Genomic DNA, 20,646 nt, shown 5'->3' with positions numbered 1-20,646 from the left:
GAGGGTCCTCACGCTGACGAGGGTCCTGTGAGCCGGTGCAATACGGTCTCCAGGAACTGTGTGTGGTCGTCCGAGTCGGGCCATGCTCCCTTCAGGCGCAGTTGCACTGCGTTGAGCAGTTGATCAGTGGCGAGGTCGCCGTCCATGCGTCGGTCGATGAAGGCTTCGACGAGTTCCTGGTAGTGCTGGTCGGAGGTGGAGTCCAGCCCCAGTCGCTGCCGCACGATCTGTGTCAGCTTCTCCTTTCCTGGCGGCTCCATGTGCAGTCTGATGCAGCGGCGCAGGAAGGGTGGCGGAAAGTCCCGTTCTCCGTTGCTGGTGAGGATGACAACCGGGAAGGACCGGCACTGGACCCTGCCGCGCTCAACTCGCACCCGCGCATGTGGATCGTCGTGCGTACTGATCCTGACCTCCGGCTGCTGTGCCGCAACCCGCGCTAGCTCGGGGATTTCGAACGCGCCTTCCTCGAAGACCGTGAGCAGGTCGCCGGGCAGGTCGATGTCGCTCTTGTCGATCTCGTCGACGAGTAGCACCCGGGGCCGGTCCTGCGCCAGCAACGCAGTTCCCAGCGGGCCGAGGCGGAGGTACGGCGCGATGGACGGGTCTGCAGGGATGGCGGGTGTCTGCTGGAGGTTGCGGAGATTGGCGTCGTGAAGTCTGCCAATCGCGTCGTACTGGTACAGGCCATCGCGCAAAGCGGTGCGGCTGGTGATCGGCCAGTGCAGTACGGGGCCGAGTTCCAGGTCGGCGGCGATGCTGTACGCGAGGGTGGATTTGCCGAGGCCGGGTTTTCCAGTGACCAGCAGCGGTCGTCGCAGATATAGGGCTGTATTGACCGCGTCCTTCTCGGCAGTGTCCGGTACATATCCAGTGCCTCGGCGGTGCGTCTCCTGCCAGGCGGGGTCGTCGACGCCCGGCGGGGCGTAGTCGGGATCCGGTACCCCCGTGAAGTCCCGCCAGGGTGGTCGCTGGTCAGCCAGTCGTTCGTTCCTCTGCTGGATGGTTCCTGGGCCCTGGTAGATCCACCAATCCTTCGCTGTCACGACAGCGGCCGCCTTTCAGGTACGCGTTCGGGGTCGTCCCACATCAGTGCAACGGGGAACGAGGTTCGTCGCACCCCGCCGGCGTGGACTCCGGGTGCGGCAATACGCAGTGTTCTCAGCAAGCCGGGAAGCCTGCCGACATCCATTCGGTCTGTGCCGGCGAGAGCTGCCATCAGACCGCCGTGGGCTGGTGCTGCGTATCCGCGGCGTGGCCAGACAGCGATGGGTACCCCGGCGTCCAGTACAGCGTCGAGCGTGTCCAGCAGGTGGCGCTCAGAGACTCCGGCCAGCACGCACACCGGCGGGTCCGCGGTCTGCAGAACCACGCCCAGGTTGTCACAGACATCTCCGTCGCCCAGCTCGTGCACAGCTTTCGGATCATTGCCGCCATGGGCCTTGAACCACTGCCACTTGCGCCGCCAGAACTCCCCCGCCACACCGTTGCGTTCGTCGGGGCAGCGCACCAGGACCTCGTAGTGGCAGCCGAGTTCGATCTCCTTGCATCGTCTGCCGATGGGCAGCCGCCAGCACTCGAATTCCTCCTCCAGCAGCCCGTACGGTACGTGGAATTCGATGCGCACCGGTCCGGCCGCATGCTCTGCAAGCAGCTGATCGGCCAGGCGGTCTTGCACCTCCGCCAGCGCCAGGGGACGGTCGGACTCCCATACGGCTTCGAAGGCCCCCTCACGGTAGAGCCACATGCTTACCCAATGGGCGCCGTCGCTTTCTGCATCCTCCGTGAGCCGTACGTGCAGAGCCGGGGGTTCCGGATCTGGCTCGGGAGGAGCTGGGACGGGTGCCGAGCCGAGGCGTTCGCGGGTGGCATCGACCCAGGCACCAGCCGCTTCCGCCCAGCCAGGCTCGGGCGAGCGGGCGGCGAGGTAGCGGATGAAGGGCAGGGTCAGGGGCATGTGCCGCTGCCTGCCCTGTCGGGCGTCGAGGTCGTGGGCGATAGCCATCAGGCCGCCGGTCGGAAGGCCTCGGTGGACGGGGAAGGCGCAGCCAGTGATGTCGAAGGCCCAGCGGTAGGCGTCGTGCGTGTGGGCGGGGGGCCTGCGCCCGCGCAGGAGCGGTTCGAGCTCCTTCCAGGCAAGCTGGTCGAGACACGGGGCTCCGGGTCCCGCCAAGTCGGGATCGGTCCAGCGGTCACCGAAGATCGTTGAGCCGCTCCAGTCGCGGTCGATAACGAACTGCGGGTGCTGCCAGGCCAGTCCCTTGGTGCGCAGCAGCTGGAAGTCGGCCTGCAGGGAGCGGGCGATGCCGACGAGTCCGTTCACAGTCTCGTCCAGGGTGGTTTTACTGAGCCGGCGCATCAGGGTGTCGGTGAACTGGCCGGCGCCCCGGTCGGCGAGGTTCTGTGCGACCTCACCGGCGTGCGAGGCGTAGAGCGTGAGCTGGCGGCGCCCCGGGGCCGGTGGGCGCGCCCCGTAGTCCTTGTCTCCGAAGTTGAGCTCACGCGCCGCGCGAGCGTCGACCCGGCAGGCGTCGCCAATCGCTATCTGTCGACGGAACCGGTCGTCAGCCGGTCCGGATCCCTTCCACCAGCGCAGCGCCGCCTCAAGATTGAGATGGGCAGTCCAGTCACGGGTCGCGTCTGCGTACGGGAGGAGCATCTGGTGGGTCTGGTCGAGGTAGCCGTGTCCGGCCCAGTAGATCCATAACAGATCGCCGTCACATGCCGGCAGTTCCTTGAAGAGGATCCGCTCGACGTTCTCCTGGGTCGGCGAGAGGAGACTCCGGTGGGCTGTCTCTTGCCGGTTCCGGGCAAGAGGGGAGAGCAGCAGGTTCACCTGTTCGTCGGGGACACCGGCGGGGCCGGTCAGCCACTCGGCGAACCGTACGGCGTCGCGGGCCGCGCCGGGCAGGTCCCACTGGTGACTGATGCCGTACGACTCGATGCCCACGACGAGTGCGAAGACGCGGTGCGGATCAATCTTTTCGTGCCTGTCGGAGGTCACCGTGGCGCCTCAATCTCCTCCGCGATCCGGTCGTACACGGCATCGAGTTTCCAGTACGCGCTGTGGCTGAGGGGAAAAGGCTGCCGGCTGCTCACCTCGTGGTCGATGACGCGGGGGTCGCCCGGGAAGACCGGTTCGGCCCGGTACGCAAGGAGGTCCTTGCGATCGAAGACGTTGAGCCAGCGCGGGAATCCAGGAGGCAGACCGGCCGTCGGTGGCAGTCCGGTGAGGGCGCCCAGTTCATGCAGGAAGGGCGCCTGCGAGCCGACAGTCACCAGTAGCCGTGCCTCCGGCAGCGGTCTCCGGTCGATGGCCGCCAGGGCGTAGAGGTCCACCAGGGCGATACCGCCCAGGCTGTGCCCGATCACGACAGTCGGCTCGGCGCTCTCCTTGATCACGGTTTCCAGATAGTCGCGCAGGGGGCGCCCGCGGGTCTGATACCGCAGGATGTCACCAAGCGCCGGTACCGATCCGGTGGTCAGCGGCGCCCGCCAATGATCGAGGACCGGCTGAGTGGTCAGCCGCAGGGCAAGTCCACCGAGTACGGCCGCGACGCGGCCGCCCGGGAAACGCCCAGTACCGCCCAGCTGAGCGCCAACGAGGTCCACCAGCCTGTCGCGCTCGTCACCGGTACACAAAGCCTCGTCCCCGGCCACGCTCAGCGCCTGGGCGACGACCGCGCGGGCCGCGGCCGCCGCAAGTTCGCGGACCGCCAGCGCATCGGAAGCCATATCGCATGCGCCCGCGAACTCCGAAGAACCCGCAACTGTCCCGACGGCTGCCGGATAGCTACCCGCAATGCCGGTGGCTTGGAGCAACAACGCCAGTTCGCCAGGCGGAAGGTCACCTTGCAGCTTGGCGACCCGGTCAGCGATCTCCTCCCCCGCAGCCCGGACGCCCGGCATCTGCAGCCCATCGTCGCCGCCCCCTGCGACCTTCGCCAGGACACGCAACTCACAGAGCGGGTCCGTCAGCAGAAGCAGCCACTCGGCAATCTCGTGGTCGAGCGGGCCGGCAGCGGCCACACCACGCGTCCCGTCGACCCCCGGTATCGAAGCACCGCCGGCACTAAGATCCGCGCCATAGACATCGCCCCAGTAACAGGGCACAAGTTCCGAGCCGGGGAATCGCGCGGTCAACCCCGACGCCACCATGGGAGCCAGCTTGTCGAAGCGCTCCCGGCGCACCCCAGTCCCGTGAACAAAGATGAACCTCATGCGGACCAGCCCTCCCCCGTCGTGCTGTCTGCTGGCAGGAGAATATCTGCCTAACCGCACGCGACGTGGCAACTCCGCATACGGCTAGGCCGTTTCGTTTGGATCATCGGACTGACCACAGGAAGATGCCTGCGATGTGGAGTCCGGCCAGGTAGATCGTGGCGGTCTTCTCGTAGCGGGTGGCGATGCCGCGCCATTGCTTCAAGCGGTTGATGCATCGCTCTACGGTGTTGCGTTGTTTGTATGCCTCGCGGTCGAAGGCTGGGGGTCTGCCGCCTTGACTGCCGCGCCGAAGCCGGTGGCCCCGCTGGTCTGCCGGGACGGGGATCACTGCTCGAATACCGCACTTGCGTAAGTGCTCGCGAATGGCGCGTGAGGAGTACGCCTTGTCGGCCAGAACCGTGTCCGGCCTGGTCCGCGGCCGCCCGCGTGGGCGAGGACGCGAAGTTGGGCCATCACGTCCGGAAAGGCGGGTGCATCGCCGGCCTGTCCGGCGGTGAGAACGAAGGCCAGGGGCCGGCAGTGGGCGTCGGACGCGAGATGGATCTTTGTGGTCAGTCCTCCGCGGGACCGGCCGATGGCATGGTCGTGCGGCTCGCCGGCCGGGGCCCCTTTTTGCGGGCCCCGGCAGCGTGCTGATGAGCGCGCACGATCGTCGAGTCCACCGAGACGGCCCAGTTCAGGTCCTCGTCGGCATCGGCCTGGGCCATGAGCACGGTGAACACCCGCTCCCAGGTGCCGTCCACGACCCACATCCTCAGCCGGTTGTAGACGCCCCGCCAGTTGCCGTACTGCTCTGGCAGGTGCACCCACTGCAAGCCGGTCTGGAACTTGAACGCGATCGCGTCGATCACCTGTCGATGGTCACGCCACCGTCCACCCCGCATTCGCGACCGGTCCGGAAGTAACGGCTCGATCCGCGCCCACTGCGCGTCAGTCAACGACACACCCAGACCAACGATCAGATGATCCGAACGAAACGGACTACCCCGAAAACGCCAGCGGGGCTCCCCGCCCACAAGAACGGGAAGCCCCACCTGCCCGCCTGTGCCCGTCAACCGGCCATGGCCGCCACGACCAGCGCAACAGCCGCACCACACAGCAGCACCACAAGCGGCCACGCCAGCGGGCTGCGCCCGGTACGCCTGCGCCACAGCACCAGCCAGAGCGCACACGCCGCCACGAACACGACCGCCACACCGCTCATCTCGCCCTCCCGCCACGCCACCCGCACGGCGCCAGGGTTAGCACCCCATGCAAGGAGCGCAACGAGGACGCCGATGGTCAGCGCACACACCGCTTCCAGCAGCCTGCTCATTCGGTGCCCTTCTTCTCCGGCGTGTCCGTCAGGTCAGTGCGCGGGCGGAACGGACGGCTTGACCTCGACGGTCTCCGTCTTGCGGCCTTCTGCGTCCGTGCTGATGGTACGAGAAGACTGCCACGATCTACCTGGCCGGACTCCACATCGCAGGCATCTTGCTGTGGTCAGCTCGATGATCCAAACGAAACGGCCTAGGGATCCCGCAACGATCACAAGATCAGCAGCTCAACGCATCACTCATGCAGTGATCTTTCATGGATTTGTCACTCATTCAAGGATGGCTGCCGAAGGAGAGTCGTCTCACGCTTCCTGTGCGAGGGCAGCATCCAGCGCCCTCGCCACGGGCCTCAGACGCTCCCGCAGGGCGGCGCCGTCCACGCCGCGCGTCTTGTTGGCGAATCATGGAGCCTGGGTGGTCGCGACCGCCCAGGGCGTGGTCGTCGATGTGATCGATTTCCAAAAGGGGCTGCCCTGCCGTGGTGCGATAGGGCAGGTCGGGTAGCAGACACTCGGGGTTCTCACACCGGTCTCCGCTGCGCAGCAAGACCGCCTGACGTGCGGCCCGGTCGCGTACCCGGCGCTCTCCCGAGACGGAGAAACGGTCTCCGTCTCGCCCGTTCTTCTCCCGTGCCTCGGCCTGCCGTCGCAGTTCTCTGTACCGTGCCTGCCTGGACACCGTCCTCGCGCGGAACCTCCTGAGCACGAATGGCTCCGCAGGCAAAATCCCTCCACCAGGTACCGCGGGATCGGCCACCGCACTGAGCACCTGGCCAACCTCCAGCATTCCCCGTGTCCGGCTCTGGCCATCCATAACGTAGAGAACTGGTGAACTGCGCGCCCCACGAACCATCTCTGCGGCGATCAGGCCCGCTTCGACTGTCTTGCCCAGACCGATCGAATCGCTCAGCAGCATTTTCCGGCCCATGCCAAATCGTCCGAGGTCATTCCGGGAGTCTCCAACACCGGCGGCCGCGCGCTGCCTCTGGCCCGTCAGCCAGTCGGGCAACAGCCCTTCCTCTGGACCCCCACTTCCCCGCACCAGACCTCCCCCTCTTGTTTCCGCCCTCGTGCACGGAACCTTGCCATGCACCTCCGACAATGGAACCGGGGTTGCGGGAGACGGCTGTCGGCCACGCGCAGTTCGAGGGTCAGCGAGCGCAGTTGTCGTGGTTCACATCGCTAAGCATCTCCTCGCCGCAGCCGCCTGACCGAGACTGGCGCCATTCCTCGACCGCCCGACCCAGCAGGTCACCGATCAGATCACCGAGGTACCACCCCTTCTCGTACGCCATACGCCGCAGGTCTTCACGCTCGGCTTCGGCCAGAGTGATGAACTCCGGGTGAGCCGCCTCTTGTTGGTAGCCGCAGCACAGCACGCGCATACAGTGGCTCCTGGACGGCTTGATCTCTCGTGACTCCCACGGCGGATAGGGATAGCGCTCCATCCCTTCCTCGCAGAGTTGGACTTCTTCATGCTTCTCACGACGCAACCGTGGAGTGCGCTTTCGCCCGTAGTGGTGCTCGAACCACTGGCGCCGAGCAGGATCACGTATCTCACGCTGTACCTGGGCTACACGGTCGTTGATCCCCTCGACGACCCGCGGTGCAAGGGCGTGGCGAGCAAAGCCGGCCGTCGGGTGCGCATGGTGCAGCTTCATGTCGCGCGCCCACTCAACTGCAGACCTCTTGTGCTTCCAGCTATTACACCGGTCGCAGGCAGGCACGAGGTTCCACCAGATGTCGCGTCCCGCCCTGCCTGCCAATGGCGCTTCGTGCTCAAGGGTCTGCGACTGCCGCTCGTCGCAATACACGCACCGGCGCCCGTGCGCCATCAAAACCATGATCCACACCCAGAGGGGCTGATTCCCCCGATCCTTGCTCAGCACTTCTTGTCCGGCCCCCGCCATCTCCACCCCTCTGCCACTCAACTCGGCGGCATCGTACGGAGAGCCACTGACAGACAGCCTGGCTATCGCCGAAGTAGCGATGCCCGGATCGGACGGAGCACAGCTGCAGCCACACCATCTGCAGAGTGCCACCGCCCAGGGTGTGTCAACTTAACGGCCCTGTCTCATATTCGGTGGTGACGGAGGGTTGCCAAGGTCGTTGACATTTACATGCAAGATGTCAACGAGCTTGTAGATGTGGTGTTCTCGGGGCTGTTGCCGCTGGTCATCGTGGACGTGACCGACGAAGGCGAGCGGATCCTGGTGCGAGCACGGACACCGGCGGACATGGTGCCGTGCCCGAGCTGCGGGGCGCCGTCCGGGCGGGTGCATGGCTTTCACCTGCGGACGGTGGCCGACGTACCGGTGGACGGGCGACGGGTAGTAGTCCGTGTGCGGGTGCGGCGGCTGGTGTGTCCCACGCGAGGCTGTCGGCACACCTTCCGTGAGCAGGTGCCTGGGGTGCTGGAGCGATACCAGCGACGCACGGCCCGTCTGACCAGGCAAGTCAAGGCCGTGGTCAAGGAGTTAGCGGGCCGGGCCGGGGCTCGTTTGCTGGCAATACTTGCGGTGGGCGTCTCGCGGCACACCGCCCTGCGGACCCTGCTGCGTATCCCACTGCCCACCGGGCGAATACCCCGAGTGATCGGCGTCGACGACTTCGCTCTGCGCCGGCGCCACCGCTATGCCACCGTGATCATCGATGCCGAGACCCACGAGCGGATCGACGTGCTGCCCGACCGCACGGCCGACACCCTGGAAGCATGGTTACGCGCTCATCCGGGCGTCGACGTCGTCTGCCGCGACGGCTCCGCGACTTACGCCGAGGCCATCCGTCGTGCTCTGCCCGACGCCGTGCAGGTTGGTGATCGCTGGCATTTGTGGCACAACCTGTGCGAAGCCGCGCTGAGCAAGGTCAAGGCGCACAGCACCTGCTGGGCCACCGTCCTGGACGCGCCCCTCTACGACGGCCCCCGTGCACAGACCACCCTGGAACGCTGGCACCAGATCCACGACCTGCTCGACCAGGGCGTGGGCCTGCTCGAATGCGCCCGCCGTCTGCAACTGGCCCTGAACACCGTCAAACGCTACGCCCGCGCCGATCGGCCCGAGCGGATGCTCCGCGTCCCCAAATACCGCGCAAGCCTTGTCGATCCCTACCGCGAACACCTGCGCAAACGCCGGGCCGAAGACCCCGCCGTCCCTGTCAAGCACCTCTTCGAAGAGATCAAAGACCAAGGGTTCACAGGCTGCCTCAACCTCCTGCATAAGTACATCAACCAGGGCCGCGCGGACGCCGACCGCAGCCACATCTCCCCGCGCAGACTCGCCCGCATGCTCCTCACCATGCCCGACAACCTCAAGGCCGAACATCAGCACCTGCTGGACCGGCTCATCGCGGCCTGCCCTGAGATGACCCAACTCGCCGTCTGCATCAGGGACTTCGCCCAGCTCCTGAAGCCTCACCCAGACAATGCCGACGCGCTCGAGCTCTGGATCACCCAGGTCCGCGCCGCCGATCTGCCGCACCTGCATGCCTTCACTCGAGGACTGGAGCGAGACCTCGACGCCGTGATCGCCGCGTTCACACTCCGCTACAGCAACGGCCCCACCGAGGGCGTCAACACCAAGACCAAGCGGATCGCCCGCCAGATGCACGGACGAGCAGGCTTCACCCTCCTCCGCCACCGCATCCTCCTCGGATAGCGACACCCTCCGTCACCACCGAATGTGAGACAGGGCCGTTGATTAGACACTCCCCCGTAACCCGTCACCTGTTCGGCTCTGCCTCGTTGGCGTGATGTTGGGCTTGTCGTCTGGGGCCGGGGCGGGACTTGTAACATCGATCGAGCGGACCGCGTATCCGCGGTTCAAGCGGCTGATCACCGCGCATGAGCTGCATCTGTTCTTCTCGCCGACGCGTGATGAGGTCGCGTGGGCGTCCGGGGTCACGGATGGCGATGAGCATCTGCTGGCGCTGCTGCTGATGCTGAAGTCCTATCAGCGGATGGGGTGTTTCCCCAGGCTGGATGACGTCCCGGAGATGGTGGTGGACTTCGTACGGCGGGCGGTGGAGCTGCCGGATGGCACGCTGCCGCTGTACCAGGCGGTGAAGACCGCGAAGAACCACCGGGGCCTGGTGCGGCAGCGGGTCGGCGTGGTCTACGACCAGGCCGAGGCCCGGAGGATCGCCGAGGCGTCGATCCGCAGCGAGGCCGCGGCGAAGAACCGCCCGGCGGATCTGATCAACATCGCGCTGGAGAAGGTCGTGGGGGCCGGGCTGGAGCTGCCGGCGTTCTCCACCCTGGACACGATGGCCTCGACCGTTCGCAAGGAGGTCAACGCGTCGATCTGCGCGGGCATCCACGACCGGATGAGCGCGGTGGAACGGGCGGGGCTGCTGCGGCTCCTGGAGGAGCGCGACGCGGACGGCACCACGCAGTACAACCGGCTGAAGAAGTTCGCGCAGAGTCCGACCTGGTCGCACTTCAAGCGGTTGATCGCGCAGCTGGAATGGCTGGACGGGCTGGATGGCGCCGCGGAAGGTCACGGACTTCGCCGGGGAGGCGGATGTGGCGGACGCGTCCGAACTGAAGGCGTACACGCCGGTCAAGCGGGTCGCGTTGATGGCGTGCCTGGTGCACAAGGCACGGATGCGGGTGCGGGACGAGCTGGCGCTGATGTTCTGCAAGCGGGTCGGGTCGAAGACGAAGAGGGCGAAGGAGGAGCTGGAGGCGCTGCGGCTCGCCGAGCGGGAGATGACCGAGACGCTGATCGGCAACTACCGCACGGTGCTCAAGCACCTCGACGACGGCGGCCCGGCCCAGGAGGCGCTGGCGAAGGCCGCCGCGATGACCGCCGAGGCAGTCACCGCCCTTCAGGGCCTGGACGAACAGGCGCCAGCCGACGAGGTCGCCCGGCGTCTGGAGGGGAAGGTCTCCCCGGCGGTGCTCGCCTTCCTGAAGGCCATGACGGTGCAGGCCGGAGGGCTGGGCACGGTGACCCGGGCGGTGGAGGGGTTCGGCGGGTTCGCCAGGGAGTACGAGCAGATCGAGAAGGTCTCCGCCCACCACGGCAACTTCTGGGAGGTGCTGCTGTACGGGCAGATCGGCCGGGACCGGGCCCTGATGTTCGACCTGGCCGGGAAGCTGGAGTTCGCCGCGACCTCGGAGGACCGGACGGTGCTGGCCGCGCTCGCGCACGCCCGCCGCAACCAGGGCGCCCGCGGCGAGTACATCAGCGCGCTCGGTGAGGACGGCCGTCCGGTCGACGTCTCCTTCGCCACGCAGAACTGGCAGAAGGCCGTGGTCGACCGGACGCGGCCGGGGCAGTTCGTGCGCCGGCACTTCGAGGCGATGGTGTTCACCTACCTCGCCGAGGAACTGCGCACCGGGGATGTGGCGGTGGCCGGATCGGAGGAGTACGGCGACTGGTCCAAGCAGCTGCTGCCGTGGGAGGTCGTCGAGGAGAAGCTGCCCGCCTACCTGGTGGAGATCGGGCTCGCCGAGGACGAGGGCGAGGCCGCCGGCTTCGACGCCGGGGTCTTCCGCCGCCAGCTGGAGGACCGGTTGCGGGCCGCCGCGGCGGCGGCCGATGCCGGGTACCCGGACAACGAGAGCCTGGTGATCGACCCGGCCACCGGCATCCCGTCGCTCAAGGCGCACCGCTCCGAGGGGCAGCGGCCTTCGGCGAAGCGGCTGGAGCAGGAGGTCAAGGCGCGGATGCCGGAGCGCACGCTGATCGGGATCTGTGCGCGGACCGCGTACTGGGTGGAGTGGTGGCGCCGCTTCGGCCCGCCCTCGGGCCACGACCCGAAGCTCGCCGACCCGTTCGGCCGGTACGTGCTCACCACCTTCGTGAAGGGCACCAACATGGGCCCGTACGAGGCGGCCCGGCACATCCCCGGGCGGCACGCGCGACGGGTGCCTCAGCGCTGGAAGACCGCTGTCGCCACAGGCACCGCCAGCAGCAGGCTGAGCCCGATCAGGGGCAGCCGGTCCAACCACAGGACGGCGGCGAACTCACGCAGGGTCGCGGAGAGCCAGTACGCGGGAGAGGTCGGCGCCCCCACGACGTGGACAAGGACGCCGGCGCGACGGGCCAGCAGGGCCGTGCGGTAGACGTGGAAGCCGCTGGTGACCACCGTGGCACGGTGCCCGGAAGCGATGCGGTCCATGAGAGCCGCGCTGAAGCGGAGGTTCTGCCCGGTGTTCACGGAGCGGTCCTCCCGCACGATCCGGTCGGCAGCCACCCCGCGTGCGCGCAGGTAGTCGGCCATGGCGTCCGCCTCGGAGCGCACCTCGTCGTCGCCCTGGCCGCCCGAGACGACGAACACCACACCGTCTGCGTCCGGTGCGCCGGCGTCGTCGACCGCGAGGGCCCGCTCCAGCCTGCGGCGCAGCAGCGGACCGGGCCGGTCGCCATTGAGCCCGGCGCCCAGGACGACGACATGGGTGGTCTCCGGCGGCGGGGTGCTGCGGCCCCGGACGAACACGTAGACGGTGAAGGCGAGGAAGAGCAGGCTGAGGTATCCGGCGGCCGCGTTCACCGCCACCATGAGGGCACCCGCCACCTCGCCCCCGGCAGTCTGGACGACCGCGTCGAGGCCGAGCACCGCCAGCAGGGCGCAGCCGGCGGCGCCGGTGGCCAGCAGGGACGCCTGCGGTCCGTAGCGCCGGACCAGGACGATGCTGTCGACCAGCAGGAGCAGGCCCAGCGCGAGGGTCATGAGCAGGGCGGCGACGGCGAGCACGGTCACGACGGTGGGGTGAGTCTCCGCACTGCGGGCGGCCTCGCCGAGCCCGGCCGACGTCACCGCGAGGCAGAACAGGACAGCGGTGGAGAACCGGTGCGGCGCCAGCACGGCATGGACGACGCCGCCCACGGCGAACACCGCCGCGGCAACGTACTCCGGGTACTCCGGCACGTCCCCCACCACTCCGCTCTCCCGCCCGCCGGGCCCGACCCCGTCCGCCCGTCGCCGCCTGCGCATTTCCGGACCCGCGGAGCGCTGCGGGGCCCGGTGCGGACGCCGCCGGACATCCTCGCAGACCCGTCGGGGCGCGCCGTACGCGGGTGCGGTGCCTTCGACACCTGAGCGTGGCCCCCTCGTCAACACCCGAGGACGCTTGAAGACGCCACCGCAGCCGCGTAGGGGCGGGTGTAACGGACTGTGGCCTTGAAGGTGAGGCCGAATAGTTCGCAGAGGCGCTGTCACGTTGACTGGCCGGGTGGGATGATCTTCTGGTTGGTCGTGGTGGAGGGGGATCGTCCGTGGAGAGCGCGTCGCCGTCGTATAGGGGGCACCGTTACCCGGTCGAGGTCATATCCCACTGCGTGTGGCTGTACCACCGATTCCCGCTCAGCTTCCGCGAGGTCGAGGAGCTGCTGCTCCAGCGCGGCGTGATCGTCTCCTACGAGACCATCCGCCGCTGGTGCGCCAAGTTCGGCCAGGCCTACGCGAACGGGCTGCGCCGCCGCCGTCCCCGGCCCGGCGACAAGTGGCACCTGGACGAGGTCTTCATCAAGATCAACGGGGAGCACAAGTACCTGAGGCGGGCCGTCGACCAGGACGGCAACGTGCTCGACATCCTCGTGCAGAACCGGCGGGACAAGGCCGCCGCCAGGCGCTTCTTCCGCCGCCTGATGAAGAAGACCGGCACGGTGCCGCGGGTAGTCGTCACCGACAAGCTCCGCTCCTACGGCGCCGCCCACCGCGAAGTCATGCCCTCCGTCGAGCACCGCTCACACAAAGGACTGAACAACCGGGCCGAGAACAGCCACCAGCCCACCCGGCAGCGGGAACACGCGATGAAAGGCTTCCGCTCCGCCGGCGGGGCGCAGCGGTTCCTGTCCGCGTTCAGCGGCATCTCGCCCCACTTCCGGCCCCACCGCCACCTGATGAGCGCCCCCGACCACCGAGCCGAGATGACCATCCGCTTCGCCATCTGGGACCAGATCACCGGCGCCGCCGACCAGCCCGCCACGGACTGACCACAGGCCCCAACCGCAAACCCATCACGCCCCGACACACCGTCAGGCATCGGCCCCGCAACAACGTGACAGCGCCTTCCTCGCCGTCGGCCCTCCCAGGCGCTGCGATCCATGCGGGTGCGGGCATCGGGTGTGCCGCACGCGGAAACCCGCCCCAGCCTCCGTTCGGCCTAATTTCGGCTTGGCCGGCCCGGCTTGCGAACCTACGTGGCAGGTCGAGGCGTTAGCCTCTGAACGCCCGAATGGTGATCCAGTCTTCGCCAGTGGCGTCAACGTTCGCGCCGCCCCACTTTGAGTCAGATCGTTCGCGAGAAGGCCTCCCGCCCATGGTGAAGCGTGGTCTCAAACCCGCGGCGCGGCCGACATTGATCGCGGCCATCGCGATGAGGAATTTGGGTCCTGAAGCCGCAAGGCAACCCCGATAGCGACAGGAGCGAGGCATGCCCACGATCACCACCGCGGACGGCACGGAGATCTTCTACAAGGACTGGGGGTCAGGGCAGCCGGTGGTCTTCAGTCACGGCTGGCCGCTGTCGGCCGACGACTGGGATGCCCAGATGATGTTCTTCCTGGGCCACGGGTACCGGGTGGTCGCGCACGACCGGCGTGGCCATGGGCGCTCGGCCCAGGTCGCCGACGGCCACGACATGGACCACTACGCCGACGATCTCGCCGCGGTAGTCGAGCACCTGGATCTGCATGATGCGATCCACATCGGCCACTCGACCGGCGGCGGGGAGGTCGTGCACTACCTCGCGCGGCACGGCGAAGGCCGGGCGGCCAAGGCCTCGATCATCAGCGCCGTGCCGCCGCTGATGGTGCAGACCGACGCGAACCCCGGCGGTCTGCCCAAGAGCGTGTTCGACGACCTCCAGAAGCAGACGGCGACCCGCCGCTCGGCGTTCTACCGGGAACTGGCCGCCGGCCCGTTCTACGGGTTCAACCGGCCCGGCGTCGAACCGGACGAGGCCGTGATCTTGAACTGGTGGCGGCAGGCGATGATGGGCGGCGCGAAGGCCTCCTACGACGGCATCGTGGCCTTCAGCCAGACCGACTTCACCGAGGACCTCAAGAAGATCACGATCCCGGTGCTCGTGATCCACGGCGACGACGACCAGATCGTCCCCTACGCCGATGCCGGGCCGCTCTCGGCCAAGCTGCTGCGCAACGGCACGCTCAAGACCCACAAGGGTTTCCCGCACGGGATGATTACCACGCAGGCCGACGTCGTCAACGCCGACCTGCTCGCCTTCATCCAGAGCTGAAGCCTCCGGGCGGGCTGTTTCCGGCGATGATCGCTCCTTCGGCCGGCGCCGCCGGTGGTCGGTGACTCGGCGGCAGGTTGGGCCGCCGCGCGGATGCGTCGGGTGGTGTAGGGCCAGGACCCGGGTGGATCCTGGCCCTGCGCCGTTTCGGGCGAAGGTCGACTCCGCACGCGTTGCCGGCCGGTTCGGCTGCACGCCGATACTCAAGCCGCCCCCTCAGCGATCGCGTCCTCCGAGTTTGTAGGTCAACGGCTTGCGCGTGCGCAGCCGCCGGTAGAACAGGTGATGCAGTCCCGCGCCGAGCACCGCGCCGAGGACCGGTGCGAGCAGGTAGATGCTGAGATCCTGGGTCTGCTGCGCGAACAGGGCGGGGCCGAACTGGCGGGCCGGGTTGGCCGCGGCCCCGCTGCGCGGGCCGCACCGAGCACTACGCCGGCGGGTTGGGCCACCACGCCGGGCGCGTCTACCAGCAGCTCATCTTCGTTTCCCGTTTCGGGACAAGAGGCATGTCCCGAAACGGGACAGATTTCGTGACCCACGGCCGCGAGCCCGTGGCCCGTCGATGCTCCTGCGCAGCTCGGGTATTGTGCGACATCCCGTGAGTTCTCCTGAGCCCCGTTGAGTCCCCAACCTCGTGGCCAGGGGGTTCGTCCTCTCTCTGGTGGCTCCTCGCGCCCTGACGTAATTTCGGGATTCGTGAAGCGTTCTCACTGTGTCTGATCGCTCGACGGGCAGGGTGAAAAAGAGGGGTCTTCGGACTCGACGAGAAGACCGCGATGCGCTACGCGGACTCCGCACGGGCGCTGTTGGAGCAGGCCGCCGAACAAACCCGTGAGGGCCTGCAGTGACCCTCTGCGATTCTGCTCGCCATGTCTGCACGAAATCGAAGACTGCCTCGGCACCGTGCCTGGCCACTGACCACCACCGACATCAACGAGTGTCTCGGCCCTTACATGACCCGCGTCAGGGACCTGCAGTTCCTCACCGGACCTGACAGCGGGACCATCGTCCTGGGAGCAGCATGGCTCGCTCCGAACCCCCGCAACTACGGCCGCGGCGTGCACCCGGACATGGTCGGCTTCTGGATAGATGTCCACCCGGTCGATGCCACTGAACGTGCTGCCACCCGCGCTGTTCTACGAGCGCATGCCCTCCCGCAACTGCACGAATGGATCACGCAGGCCATCGCCGCCGACGAGACCTGGCAGCTGACCGATCACCAGCACTACTGGCGACTCACCGACGGCCACCTCACCCACCGCGACGAAGCGTGACCCGAGTCCAGACGACACGCACACCCCCACATCAGCGAGTTCGCACACGCGGGTTCACAACAAACCCAAGGGGCTACACCCGGGATTCAGGACACCGGACCCTCGGTTCCCGTCGAGAAGCCTTCAGTTCCCCTGAACCCACGGGCCTCTCCGGCCTCGGGGAACATCGGTACATCGGCTATCGGTGAGAACGATCTTGGTCAGGGCGTGAGGGTGCTGACCCGGTTCTCGTACTCGCGCCGGGCCTTGCGCTGGGCCGGGACTGCGGGGAGGTCCTGACCGCCGTCGAGCGGCTGGCAGCGGGCGAGAAGCTGTCGGTGCACGGCCGGGACGGCGGTGACGCGCAGGGTGTAGCCCTGGCCGCGCCGTACGGTCGCTCCCTGGTCGAGCGCGGCGCGCTCGGCGGGCTCCAGCTCGGTGGTGCGGAGGAAGTCGGCGACCTTGCCGGGCATGTCGAGGGTGACCGGCTGCTCCGGGGCGGTGGCGTCCTCCTCGGTGGCGGTGTGGTCGGGCAGGAGGTCGGCGACGGTTGTGCGGATCGCGCCGCGGCTGACCCGGTGGTCGCGGGCGAGGGCGGCGATGGAGCGGCCTTCCAGGTACGCGGTGCGCACGTCGCCGGTCTTCGCGTCCGCCACGGCGGGGCGGCGTCCGCCCTTGCTGCCCTTGGCCTCGGCGGCGCGCAGTCCGTCGTAGGTCAGCTCGCGCTGGAGGTCGCGCTGGAGTTCGCCGGCGGTGGCGAGGGTCTGCACCATGAACTTCACGGTGGACAGTAGTTCGCCGGTGCGAGGGTGGCGGGCGGTGAGGTCCATGGCGGAGAACGCGCCGTCGTGGATGCGCAGTGCCACCTGGTCGCGGTGGAGGACGTCGAGTACGTCGAGGATGTGGCCGGTGCCGCGTACGAGGCGGAACATCTCGGAGATGTGGACGGTGTCGCCCGGCCGCGCGTAGTCGAGGAGTGCGCGGAACTTCGGGCGCTGGAGGGGGTGGAGGCGGCTGGAGGTGCCCGGGTCCTCCTCGAAGACGACGGGGTCCTCGATGCCGGCCTCGTCCAGGACAAGGTTCTGTCGGGCGGTGGACTGCTGGTCGGTCGAGACCCGCTTGTAGGCCAGGTTCGCCACCGAAGGGCCCCTTCCGTACGGAGGATCGGACCCTATCTGTCGTCAAACCCTGTCAACAATCACCATCGGATCTGATTGGATTCGCGCCGCCGTGAACCCCCGGATTGCACGGGTTCATTGGACGCGTCGGCGGCTGCCTGTCGTCAAACGATCATTTGACGACAGGGAGACGGTCGGTGGTCTCGCTTCGTCGCGGCGCCCCCCGACCCTCTCTCGGAGGGCACAGGGGGAGCGCGGTGAGCTGCGGGCCGGTGGGGTGTCCGAGCGGGGCCGTGGCGAGCAGGACCGGCTACCGGACGGTGGTCGTACAGCGCTCAGGACGACCAGGTACTGCGCTGATCAGGCTTGGACGAATCCAACTGGCAGGCGTCAGCAGGTGATGGTCTTGCCGTAGGACCCGTAATAGTTGTGGCGGCGCTCTTGCCCCGGCGCCAGCGTCCAACAAGAGGAGTCAGGTCCGAAATCGATGATGACCTTGACTCGCATCGTTTTCCCGCAGTTGTTTGATACGTACACGAAACCTCCCAGATCGGACGCGGCGCGGCCGATGCAGGCGGGCGCAGTACCGCCAGCGCTCGCCTGATGGGTGACAGTGTCCGCAGACGCGGCGGCGGCGCTGGTGAAGAGAAGACACGCTCCGATGGCAGTGCTGATCGCCGTTCGGGACAGCAGAGAGTTCATCAGGTCCTCCTTGTACTGGTGGGGGCGGCGCGGGGTGGACTACGCCGCCCGACCTGCATCACCGGCGAGGCGGTGCGGGAGCCGGCGCCGCGAGTGACTTTCCTTCTGCGACGCCGGCCGACCTGTGGTCGCCTTGTGATCCGGCCACTGTTCTCAGCAGGTGACGGTTCGCCCGTACTGTCCGAAGATGCCCGTGTAGTACCACAACCGGCTGGAACCGGCCGACATCGTGAAGCACGGACTGTCGCCACCGGAGTCCACGATCACCTTCACCCGCATGGTTTTGCCGCAGTTGTTGTCGAGGTAGACGGAGAAGCCGTCGGACGTACCGTTCACCACGCGAGTGATGCAGGCGGGCGCGGTGCCACCGGCTGCTTGGGCAGCCGGTGCGCCGATGATGAAGCCGCCGATGGCTGCCGTCACGGCCGCGCTCACCACGGCCAGTTGCTTGCGCAGAAGGTTCATGGGGTGTGCCCCGTCTCGTAGAGGTGAGGGCGGCGCGGGGTGGACCGCGCCGCCCGGCTTGCACCATTGAGATTGCGGGGGACCGGTGTCCGGCTGCCAGGAACGGCATTGGATTGAGGGCTTCATGGGACGTGCCCCGTGCTGACCTGCTGGGATGACGCCCTGTGTGAGACAGGCTGGGACACGGTGGGGGACGGGTGGACAAGCAGGCAAGCTGACCGAAAGATCACCTGCGGTGGGGTCCCCAAGGCCAGATAATTCTGATACTCGACCAGAGGGTTGGGTGGTATGGGGTGGAACATGCCGCGCTGGATGGAATTACCCGATTCGCTTGATGAGCGGGTGCGGAGACTCGTCGTTCAACTGCGGGGACTAAAGGATCACAGTGGGCTGAGCCTGTCGTCGCTGCAGACCAAGACGGGCTACAGCCGTGCCTCCTGGGAGCGCTATCTCAACGGAAAGGTGCTGCCGCCGCGGCAGGCGGTGGGAGAGCTGGCGCGGGTCGTCGGTGTCGATCCGGCACGGGTTCTGGCGCTTCATGAAGTGGCTGAGGAGGCGTGGAGACAGGAACCCGACGCATCGAAGACAGCAGATCCACCGAAACTGCGGAGGACGCGGCGTTCGGCGTTGATTGGCGTCCTGGTGGCTGTGGTACTCGGTGGGCTGTCTGCCGGGTTGCTGGTCGTCGCGCCGTGGGAACACGGGGGTTCGACTTCCCCATCTCGCGGGGCCTTCGCCTACAAGGCGGGCAAGACGTACCACTGCGGGGTCAAGCGCAAGGACGGGCGGCTGTATGCGAGCTACAGCACCACCAGCACTGCGCTGCTTTCCGGGCCTGCTTGGGATGTCGTGGAGGCCCAGTGCCTGCTGCACTACCACGGGTTCGACCCAGGCGTCGTGGACGGTGCCTACGGGCCGAACACCACGCGGGCGGTCAAGCGCCTACAGAGCCAGGCCAGGCTGCCCGTCGACGGAGTCGTGGGCCCGCACACCTGGCAGGTACTGCGGAAGTGAGGGACACCGCACCGTCTTCTGGCCGATCCCCATATGCCACGCGGCTGGCCGAAGGGCTACGCGAGCTCAGGGCCCGCACGGGCTTGACTATGGCCGCGCTGGCCGAGCGCACGGCGTACAGCAAGTCGTCCTGGGAGCGCTACCTCAATGGCAAGCAGCTCGCCCCGCGTCAAGCCGTCGAGGCACTGTGCAAGGCCGCCGGAGAACCTGCTGGGCGTCTGGTGGCGCTGTGGGAACTGGCCGACCTGGAATGGAGCGGACGAGCCCACAGGCCCACGCCCTCCATGGCCCAGATGGCCGCCCCACCATCACACGACGAACGGCCGGGCGACCACGGCACACCCGGTCCGACATACGGATGGAGCATCCGGCGGCATCGGGGGATCCTCGCCGCCATCTGCGCAGTCGGGCTCGCAGCCGCGATCGAGGTGACGACCCTGCTCCATACGGCCACCGAGGACCCCACGAAGCCTGTGACCTCCGCACCGCCTGCTCCCGGATGCCACGCCCAAGCGTGTGCAGGGTTCGGACCGACGGAGATGGGCTGCGCGATGCCCAGTCAAGAACAAGCACTCCGCACGCAGAAACTCTCCACTGGAGCACGCCTGGAAGTCGTATACAGCAAGCAGTGCCGTGCCGCGTGGGCCCTGGTGGGGATCGCGCAGGTCGGAGACATACTCACTGTGTCTACTCCGGGTGGCGCACATGAGAGTGCCAGGGTCACGGACCAGTACGACGCGGACGGTCTTCTTGTCACGCCCATGATCGACGGCAGTGACCTCACTGGCCTCCAGGCATGCTTCATACCGGCAGGCGGGCGAGGGAAGTGTCTCCGACTCTGAGCCGTAGTCGGAGTTGGTCTACGGCCGGCGTGGGGCGGCGGTGACGACGCGGAGCCGGCGTGCTGCCAGGTTCACCTTGGCCTCGTCGCGGGTCTTGCAGCGTGGGCCCCGGGTGCCGTCGAGGCGGCTGGTCCAGCCCTTGCGGCCGGAGAGGGAGGTGCCGCCTGGCCGGGACTCCCGGCCCCGGGCCCTCCGGTCAGTCCTCCGCTCCGTCGTCGTCCTCGTCCTCGTCGTCGTCCAGCCCAGGGGCGTCCGGGTCGGCTCACAGTGGCTCTTCCCCGGACGGCTCCATAGGATCCAATGCAGCGGCAAGCACACAGAGTGATCTTCCGGCCGCATCGGCGGCGAATACGCGACACCTCAACATGCGCTCCTACCAGTCCCGAGGCCGGTACCCGCGCTCGTAACACAGACTAGTGCTCTGACCGCATAGGTTGGCCGGTTTGGTGATCGTGGCGGTTGGATGGGTGGTGACGTCCGATCCAACCGCTGGAGGTGCGGTGGCCGA

16 protein-coding genes and 2 pseudogenes are annotated in these 20,646 nt (G+C 67.7%); 7 read left to right on the top strand and 11 right to left on the bottom strand.

Annotated elements, in window-relative coordinates; translation table 11 throughout:
* Window positions 1–8: 8 nt before the first annotated feature.
* From ACFVWD_RS49680 to ACFVWD_RS49655, 6 genes and pseudogenes are all read right to left on the bottom strand, one after another.
* The gene (locus ACFVWD_RS49680) at window positions 9–1,043 is read right to left on the bottom strand and encodes an AAA family ATPase (RefSeq protein WP_389605109.1); all 1,035 of its coding nucleotides are present in this window, start codon (window positions 1,041–1,043) and stop codon (window positions 9–11) included.
* On the bottom strand, window positions 1,040–3,001 hold the full coding sequence (locus tag ACFVWD_RS49675; RefSeq protein ID WP_389605107.1) for a hypothetical protein: 1,962 nt from the start codon (window positions 2,999–3,001) through the stop codon (window positions 1,040–1,042). The genes ACFVWD_RS49680 and ACFVWD_RS49675 overlap by 4 nt, the downstream gene beginning before the upstream one ends.
* Window positions 2,998–4,218 (bottom strand): hypothetical protein, encoded by a 1,221-nt coding sequence (locus tag ACFVWD_RS49670; RefSeq protein ID WP_389605106.1) that lies wholly within the window; start codon window positions 4,216–4,218, stop codon window positions 2,998–3,000. The genes ACFVWD_RS49675 and ACFVWD_RS49670 overlap by 4 nt, the downstream gene beginning before the upstream one ends.
* Window positions 4,219–4,321: 103 nt before the next feature.
* Window positions 4,322–5,180 (bottom strand): annotated as a pseudogene (locus ACFVWD_RS49665) (IS5 family transposase).
* Between the two features lie 92 nt (window positions 5,181–5,272).
* On the bottom strand, window positions 5,273–5,536 hold the full coding sequence (locus ACFVWD_RS49660; protein WP_389605104.1) for a hypothetical protein: 264 nt from the start codon (window positions 5,534–5,536) through the stop codon (window positions 5,273–5,275).
* 1,151 nt (window positions 5,537–6,687) lie between these two features.
* On the bottom strand, window positions 6,688–7,446 hold the full coding sequence (locus ACFVWD_RS49655; RefSeq protein WP_389605102.1) for an HNH endonuclease: 759 nt from the start codon (window positions 7,444–7,446) through the stop codon (window positions 6,688–6,690).
* A 210-nt stretch (window positions 7,447–7,656) separates the two neighbouring features.
* On the opposite strand from ACFVWD_RS49655, the gene ACFVWD_RS49650 reads away from it, so the two are divergent.
* Both ACFVWD_RS49650 and ACFVWD_RS49645 read left to right on the top strand, forming a co-directional pair.
* The gene (locus tag ACFVWD_RS49650; protein ID WP_389605101.1) at window positions 7,657–9,192 is read left to right on the top strand and encodes an ISL3 family transposase; all 1,536 of its coding nucleotides are present in this window, start codon (window positions 7,657–7,659) and stop codon (window positions 9,190–9,192) included.
* Window positions 9,193–9,286: 94 nt separating this feature from the next.
* On the top strand, window positions 9,287–10,738 hold the full coding sequence (locus ACFVWD_RS49645; protein WP_389605116.1) for a DUF4158 domain-containing protein: 1,452 nt from the start codon (window positions 9,287–9,289) through the stop codon (window positions 10,736–10,738).
* A 675-nt stretch (window positions 10,739–11,413) separates the two neighbouring features.
* Here ACFVWD_RS49645 and ACFVWD_RS49640 read toward each other — a convergent pair.
* The gene (locus tag ACFVWD_RS49640; protein ID WP_389605099.1) at window positions 11,414–12,412 is read right to left on the bottom strand and encodes a YdcF family protein; all 999 of its coding nucleotides are present in this window, start codon (window positions 12,410–12,412) and stop codon (window positions 11,414–11,416) included.
* A 347-nt stretch (window positions 12,413–12,759) separates the two neighbouring features.
* On the opposite strand from ACFVWD_RS49640, the gene ACFVWD_RS49635 reads away from it, so the two are divergent.
* Both ACFVWD_RS49635 and ACFVWD_RS49630 read left to right on the top strand, forming a co-directional pair.
* On the top strand, window positions 12,760–13,479 hold the full coding sequence (locus ACFVWD_RS49635) for an IS6 family transposase (RefSeq protein WP_389605098.1): 720 nt from the start codon (window positions 12,760–12,762) through the stop codon (window positions 13,477–13,479).
* A gap of 440 nt (window positions 13,480–13,919) precedes the next feature.
* Window positions 13,920–14,744: an alpha/beta hydrolase gene (locus ACFVWD_RS49630; RefSeq protein WP_351525895.1), complete on the top strand. Its 825-nt coding sequence runs from the start codon at window positions 13,920–13,922 to the stop codon at window positions 14,742–14,744.
* A 216-nt stretch (window positions 14,745–14,960) separates the two neighbouring features.
* On the opposite strand, the pseudogene ACFVWD_RS49625 reads toward ACFVWD_RS49630, so the two are convergent.
* Window positions 14,961–15,152: pseudogene (locus ACFVWD_RS49625) on the bottom strand (aquaporin); the annotation flags it as partial.
* A 461-nt stretch (window positions 15,153–15,613) separates the two neighbouring features.
* Here ACFVWD_RS49625 and ACFVWD_RS49620 point away from each other — a divergent pair.
* Entirely contained in the window at window positions 15,614–16,018 is a 405-nt protein-coding gene (locus ACFVWD_RS49620; protein WP_384443622.1) for a hypothetical protein, read from the top strand.
* 200 nt (window positions 16,019–16,218) lie between these two features.
* On the opposite strand, the gene ACFVWD_RS49615 is transcribed toward ACFVWD_RS49620, so the two are convergent.
* The 3 genes from ACFVWD_RS49615 to ACFVWD_RS49605 all read right to left on the bottom strand — a co-directional run bounded on the left by ACFVWD_RS49615 (window position 16,219) and on the right by ACFVWD_RS49605 (window position 18,282).
* Window positions 16,219–17,136 (bottom strand): recombinase family protein, encoded by a 918-nt coding sequence (locus tag ACFVWD_RS49615; protein WP_389605097.1) that lies wholly within the window; start codon window positions 17,134–17,136, stop codon window positions 16,219–16,221.
* A gap of 369 nt (window positions 17,137–17,505) precedes the next feature.
* Window positions 17,506–17,817 carry a hypothetical protein gene (locus tag ACFVWD_RS49610; RefSeq protein WP_220297227.1) on the bottom strand — a complete coding sequence of 104 codons (312 nt, stop codon included), beginning with the start codon at window positions 17,815–17,817 and terminating at the stop codon, window positions 17,506–17,508.
* Between the two features lie 153 nt (window positions 17,818–17,970).
* Window positions 17,971–18,282, bottom strand: coding sequence for a beta-Ig-H3/fasciclin (locus ACFVWD_RS49605; RefSeq protein WP_389605096.1), 312 nt, complete (start codon window positions 18,280–18,282; stop codon window positions 17,971–17,973).
* A 288-nt stretch (window positions 18,283–18,570) separates the two neighbouring features.
* Between ACFVWD_RS49605 and ACFVWD_RS49600 the strand changes: the two genes are divergently transcribed.
* Together ACFVWD_RS49600 and ACFVWD_RS49595 are read left to right on the top strand one after the other, a co-directional pair.
* Window positions 18,571–19,296: a peptidoglycan-binding protein gene (locus ACFVWD_RS49600; protein WP_389605094.1), complete on the top strand. Its 726-nt coding sequence runs from the start codon at window positions 18,571–18,573 to the stop codon at window positions 19,294–19,296.
* Window positions 19,293–20,138: a helix-turn-helix domain-containing protein gene (locus ACFVWD_RS49595; protein WP_389605093.1), complete on the top strand. Its 846-nt coding sequence runs from the start codon at window positions 19,293–19,295 to the stop codon at window positions 20,136–20,138. Before ACFVWD_RS49600 ends, ACFVWD_RS49595 begins: the two co-directional genes overlap by 4 nt.
* Window positions 20,139–20,646: the final 508 nt, after the last annotated feature.

Origin of the sequence: Streptomyces sp. NPDC058086, assembly GCF_042885015.1 — a bacterium.
In the GTDB taxonomy this organism is placed as follows: domain Bacteria; phylum Actinomycetota; class Actinomycetes; order Streptomycetales; family Streptomycetaceae; genus Streptomyces.
This window is presented reverse-complemented; position numbering and strand designations above follow the sequence as displayed.

What these genes read in the sequence shown, in the direction of transcription:
- ACFVWD_RS49605 (WP_389605096.1), bottom strand. Translation starts at nt 18,282, where the DNA reads ATGAACCTTCTGCGCAAGCAACTGGCCGTGGTGAGCGCGGCCGTGACG.
- ACFVWD_RS49600 (WP_389605094.1), top strand. Translation starts at nt 18,571, where the DNA reads ATGGGGTGGAACATGCCGCGCTGGATGGAATTACCCGATTCGCTTGAT.
- ACFVWD_RS49650 (WP_389605101.1), top strand. Translation starts at nt 7,657, where the DNA reads ATGCAAGATGTCAACGAGCTTGTAGATGTGGTGTTCTCGGGGCTGTTG.
- ACFVWD_RS49610 (WP_220297227.1), bottom strand. Translation starts at nt 17,817, where the DNA reads ATGAACTCTCTGCTGTCCCGAACGGCGATCAGCACTGCCATCGGAGCG.
- ACFVWD_RS49660 (WP_389605104.1), bottom strand. Translation starts at nt 5,536, where the DNA reads ATGAGCAGGCTGCTGGAAGCGGTGTGTGCGCTGACCATCGGCGTCCTC.
- ACFVWD_RS49670 (WP_389605106.1), bottom strand. Translation starts at nt 4,218, where the DNA reads ATGAGGTTCATCTTTGTTCACGGGACTGGGGTGCGCCGGGAGCGCTTC.
- ACFVWD_RS49620 (WP_384443622.1), top strand. Translation starts at nt 15,614, where the DNA reads ATGTCTGCACGAAATCGAAGACTGCCTCGGCACCGTGCCTGGCCACTG.
- ACFVWD_RS49630 (WP_351525895.1), top strand. Translation starts at nt 13,920, where the DNA reads ATGCCCACGATCACCACCGCGGACGGCACGGAGATCTTCTACAAGGAC.
- ACFVWD_RS49655 (WP_389605102.1), bottom strand. Translation starts at nt 7,446, where the DNA reads ATGGCGGGGGCCGGACAAGAAGTGCTGAGCAAGGATCGGGGGAATCAG.
- ACFVWD_RS49645 (WP_389605116.1), top strand. Translation starts at nt 9,287, where the DNA reads ATGTTGGGCTTGTCGTCTGGGGCCGGGGCGGGACTTGTAACATCGATC.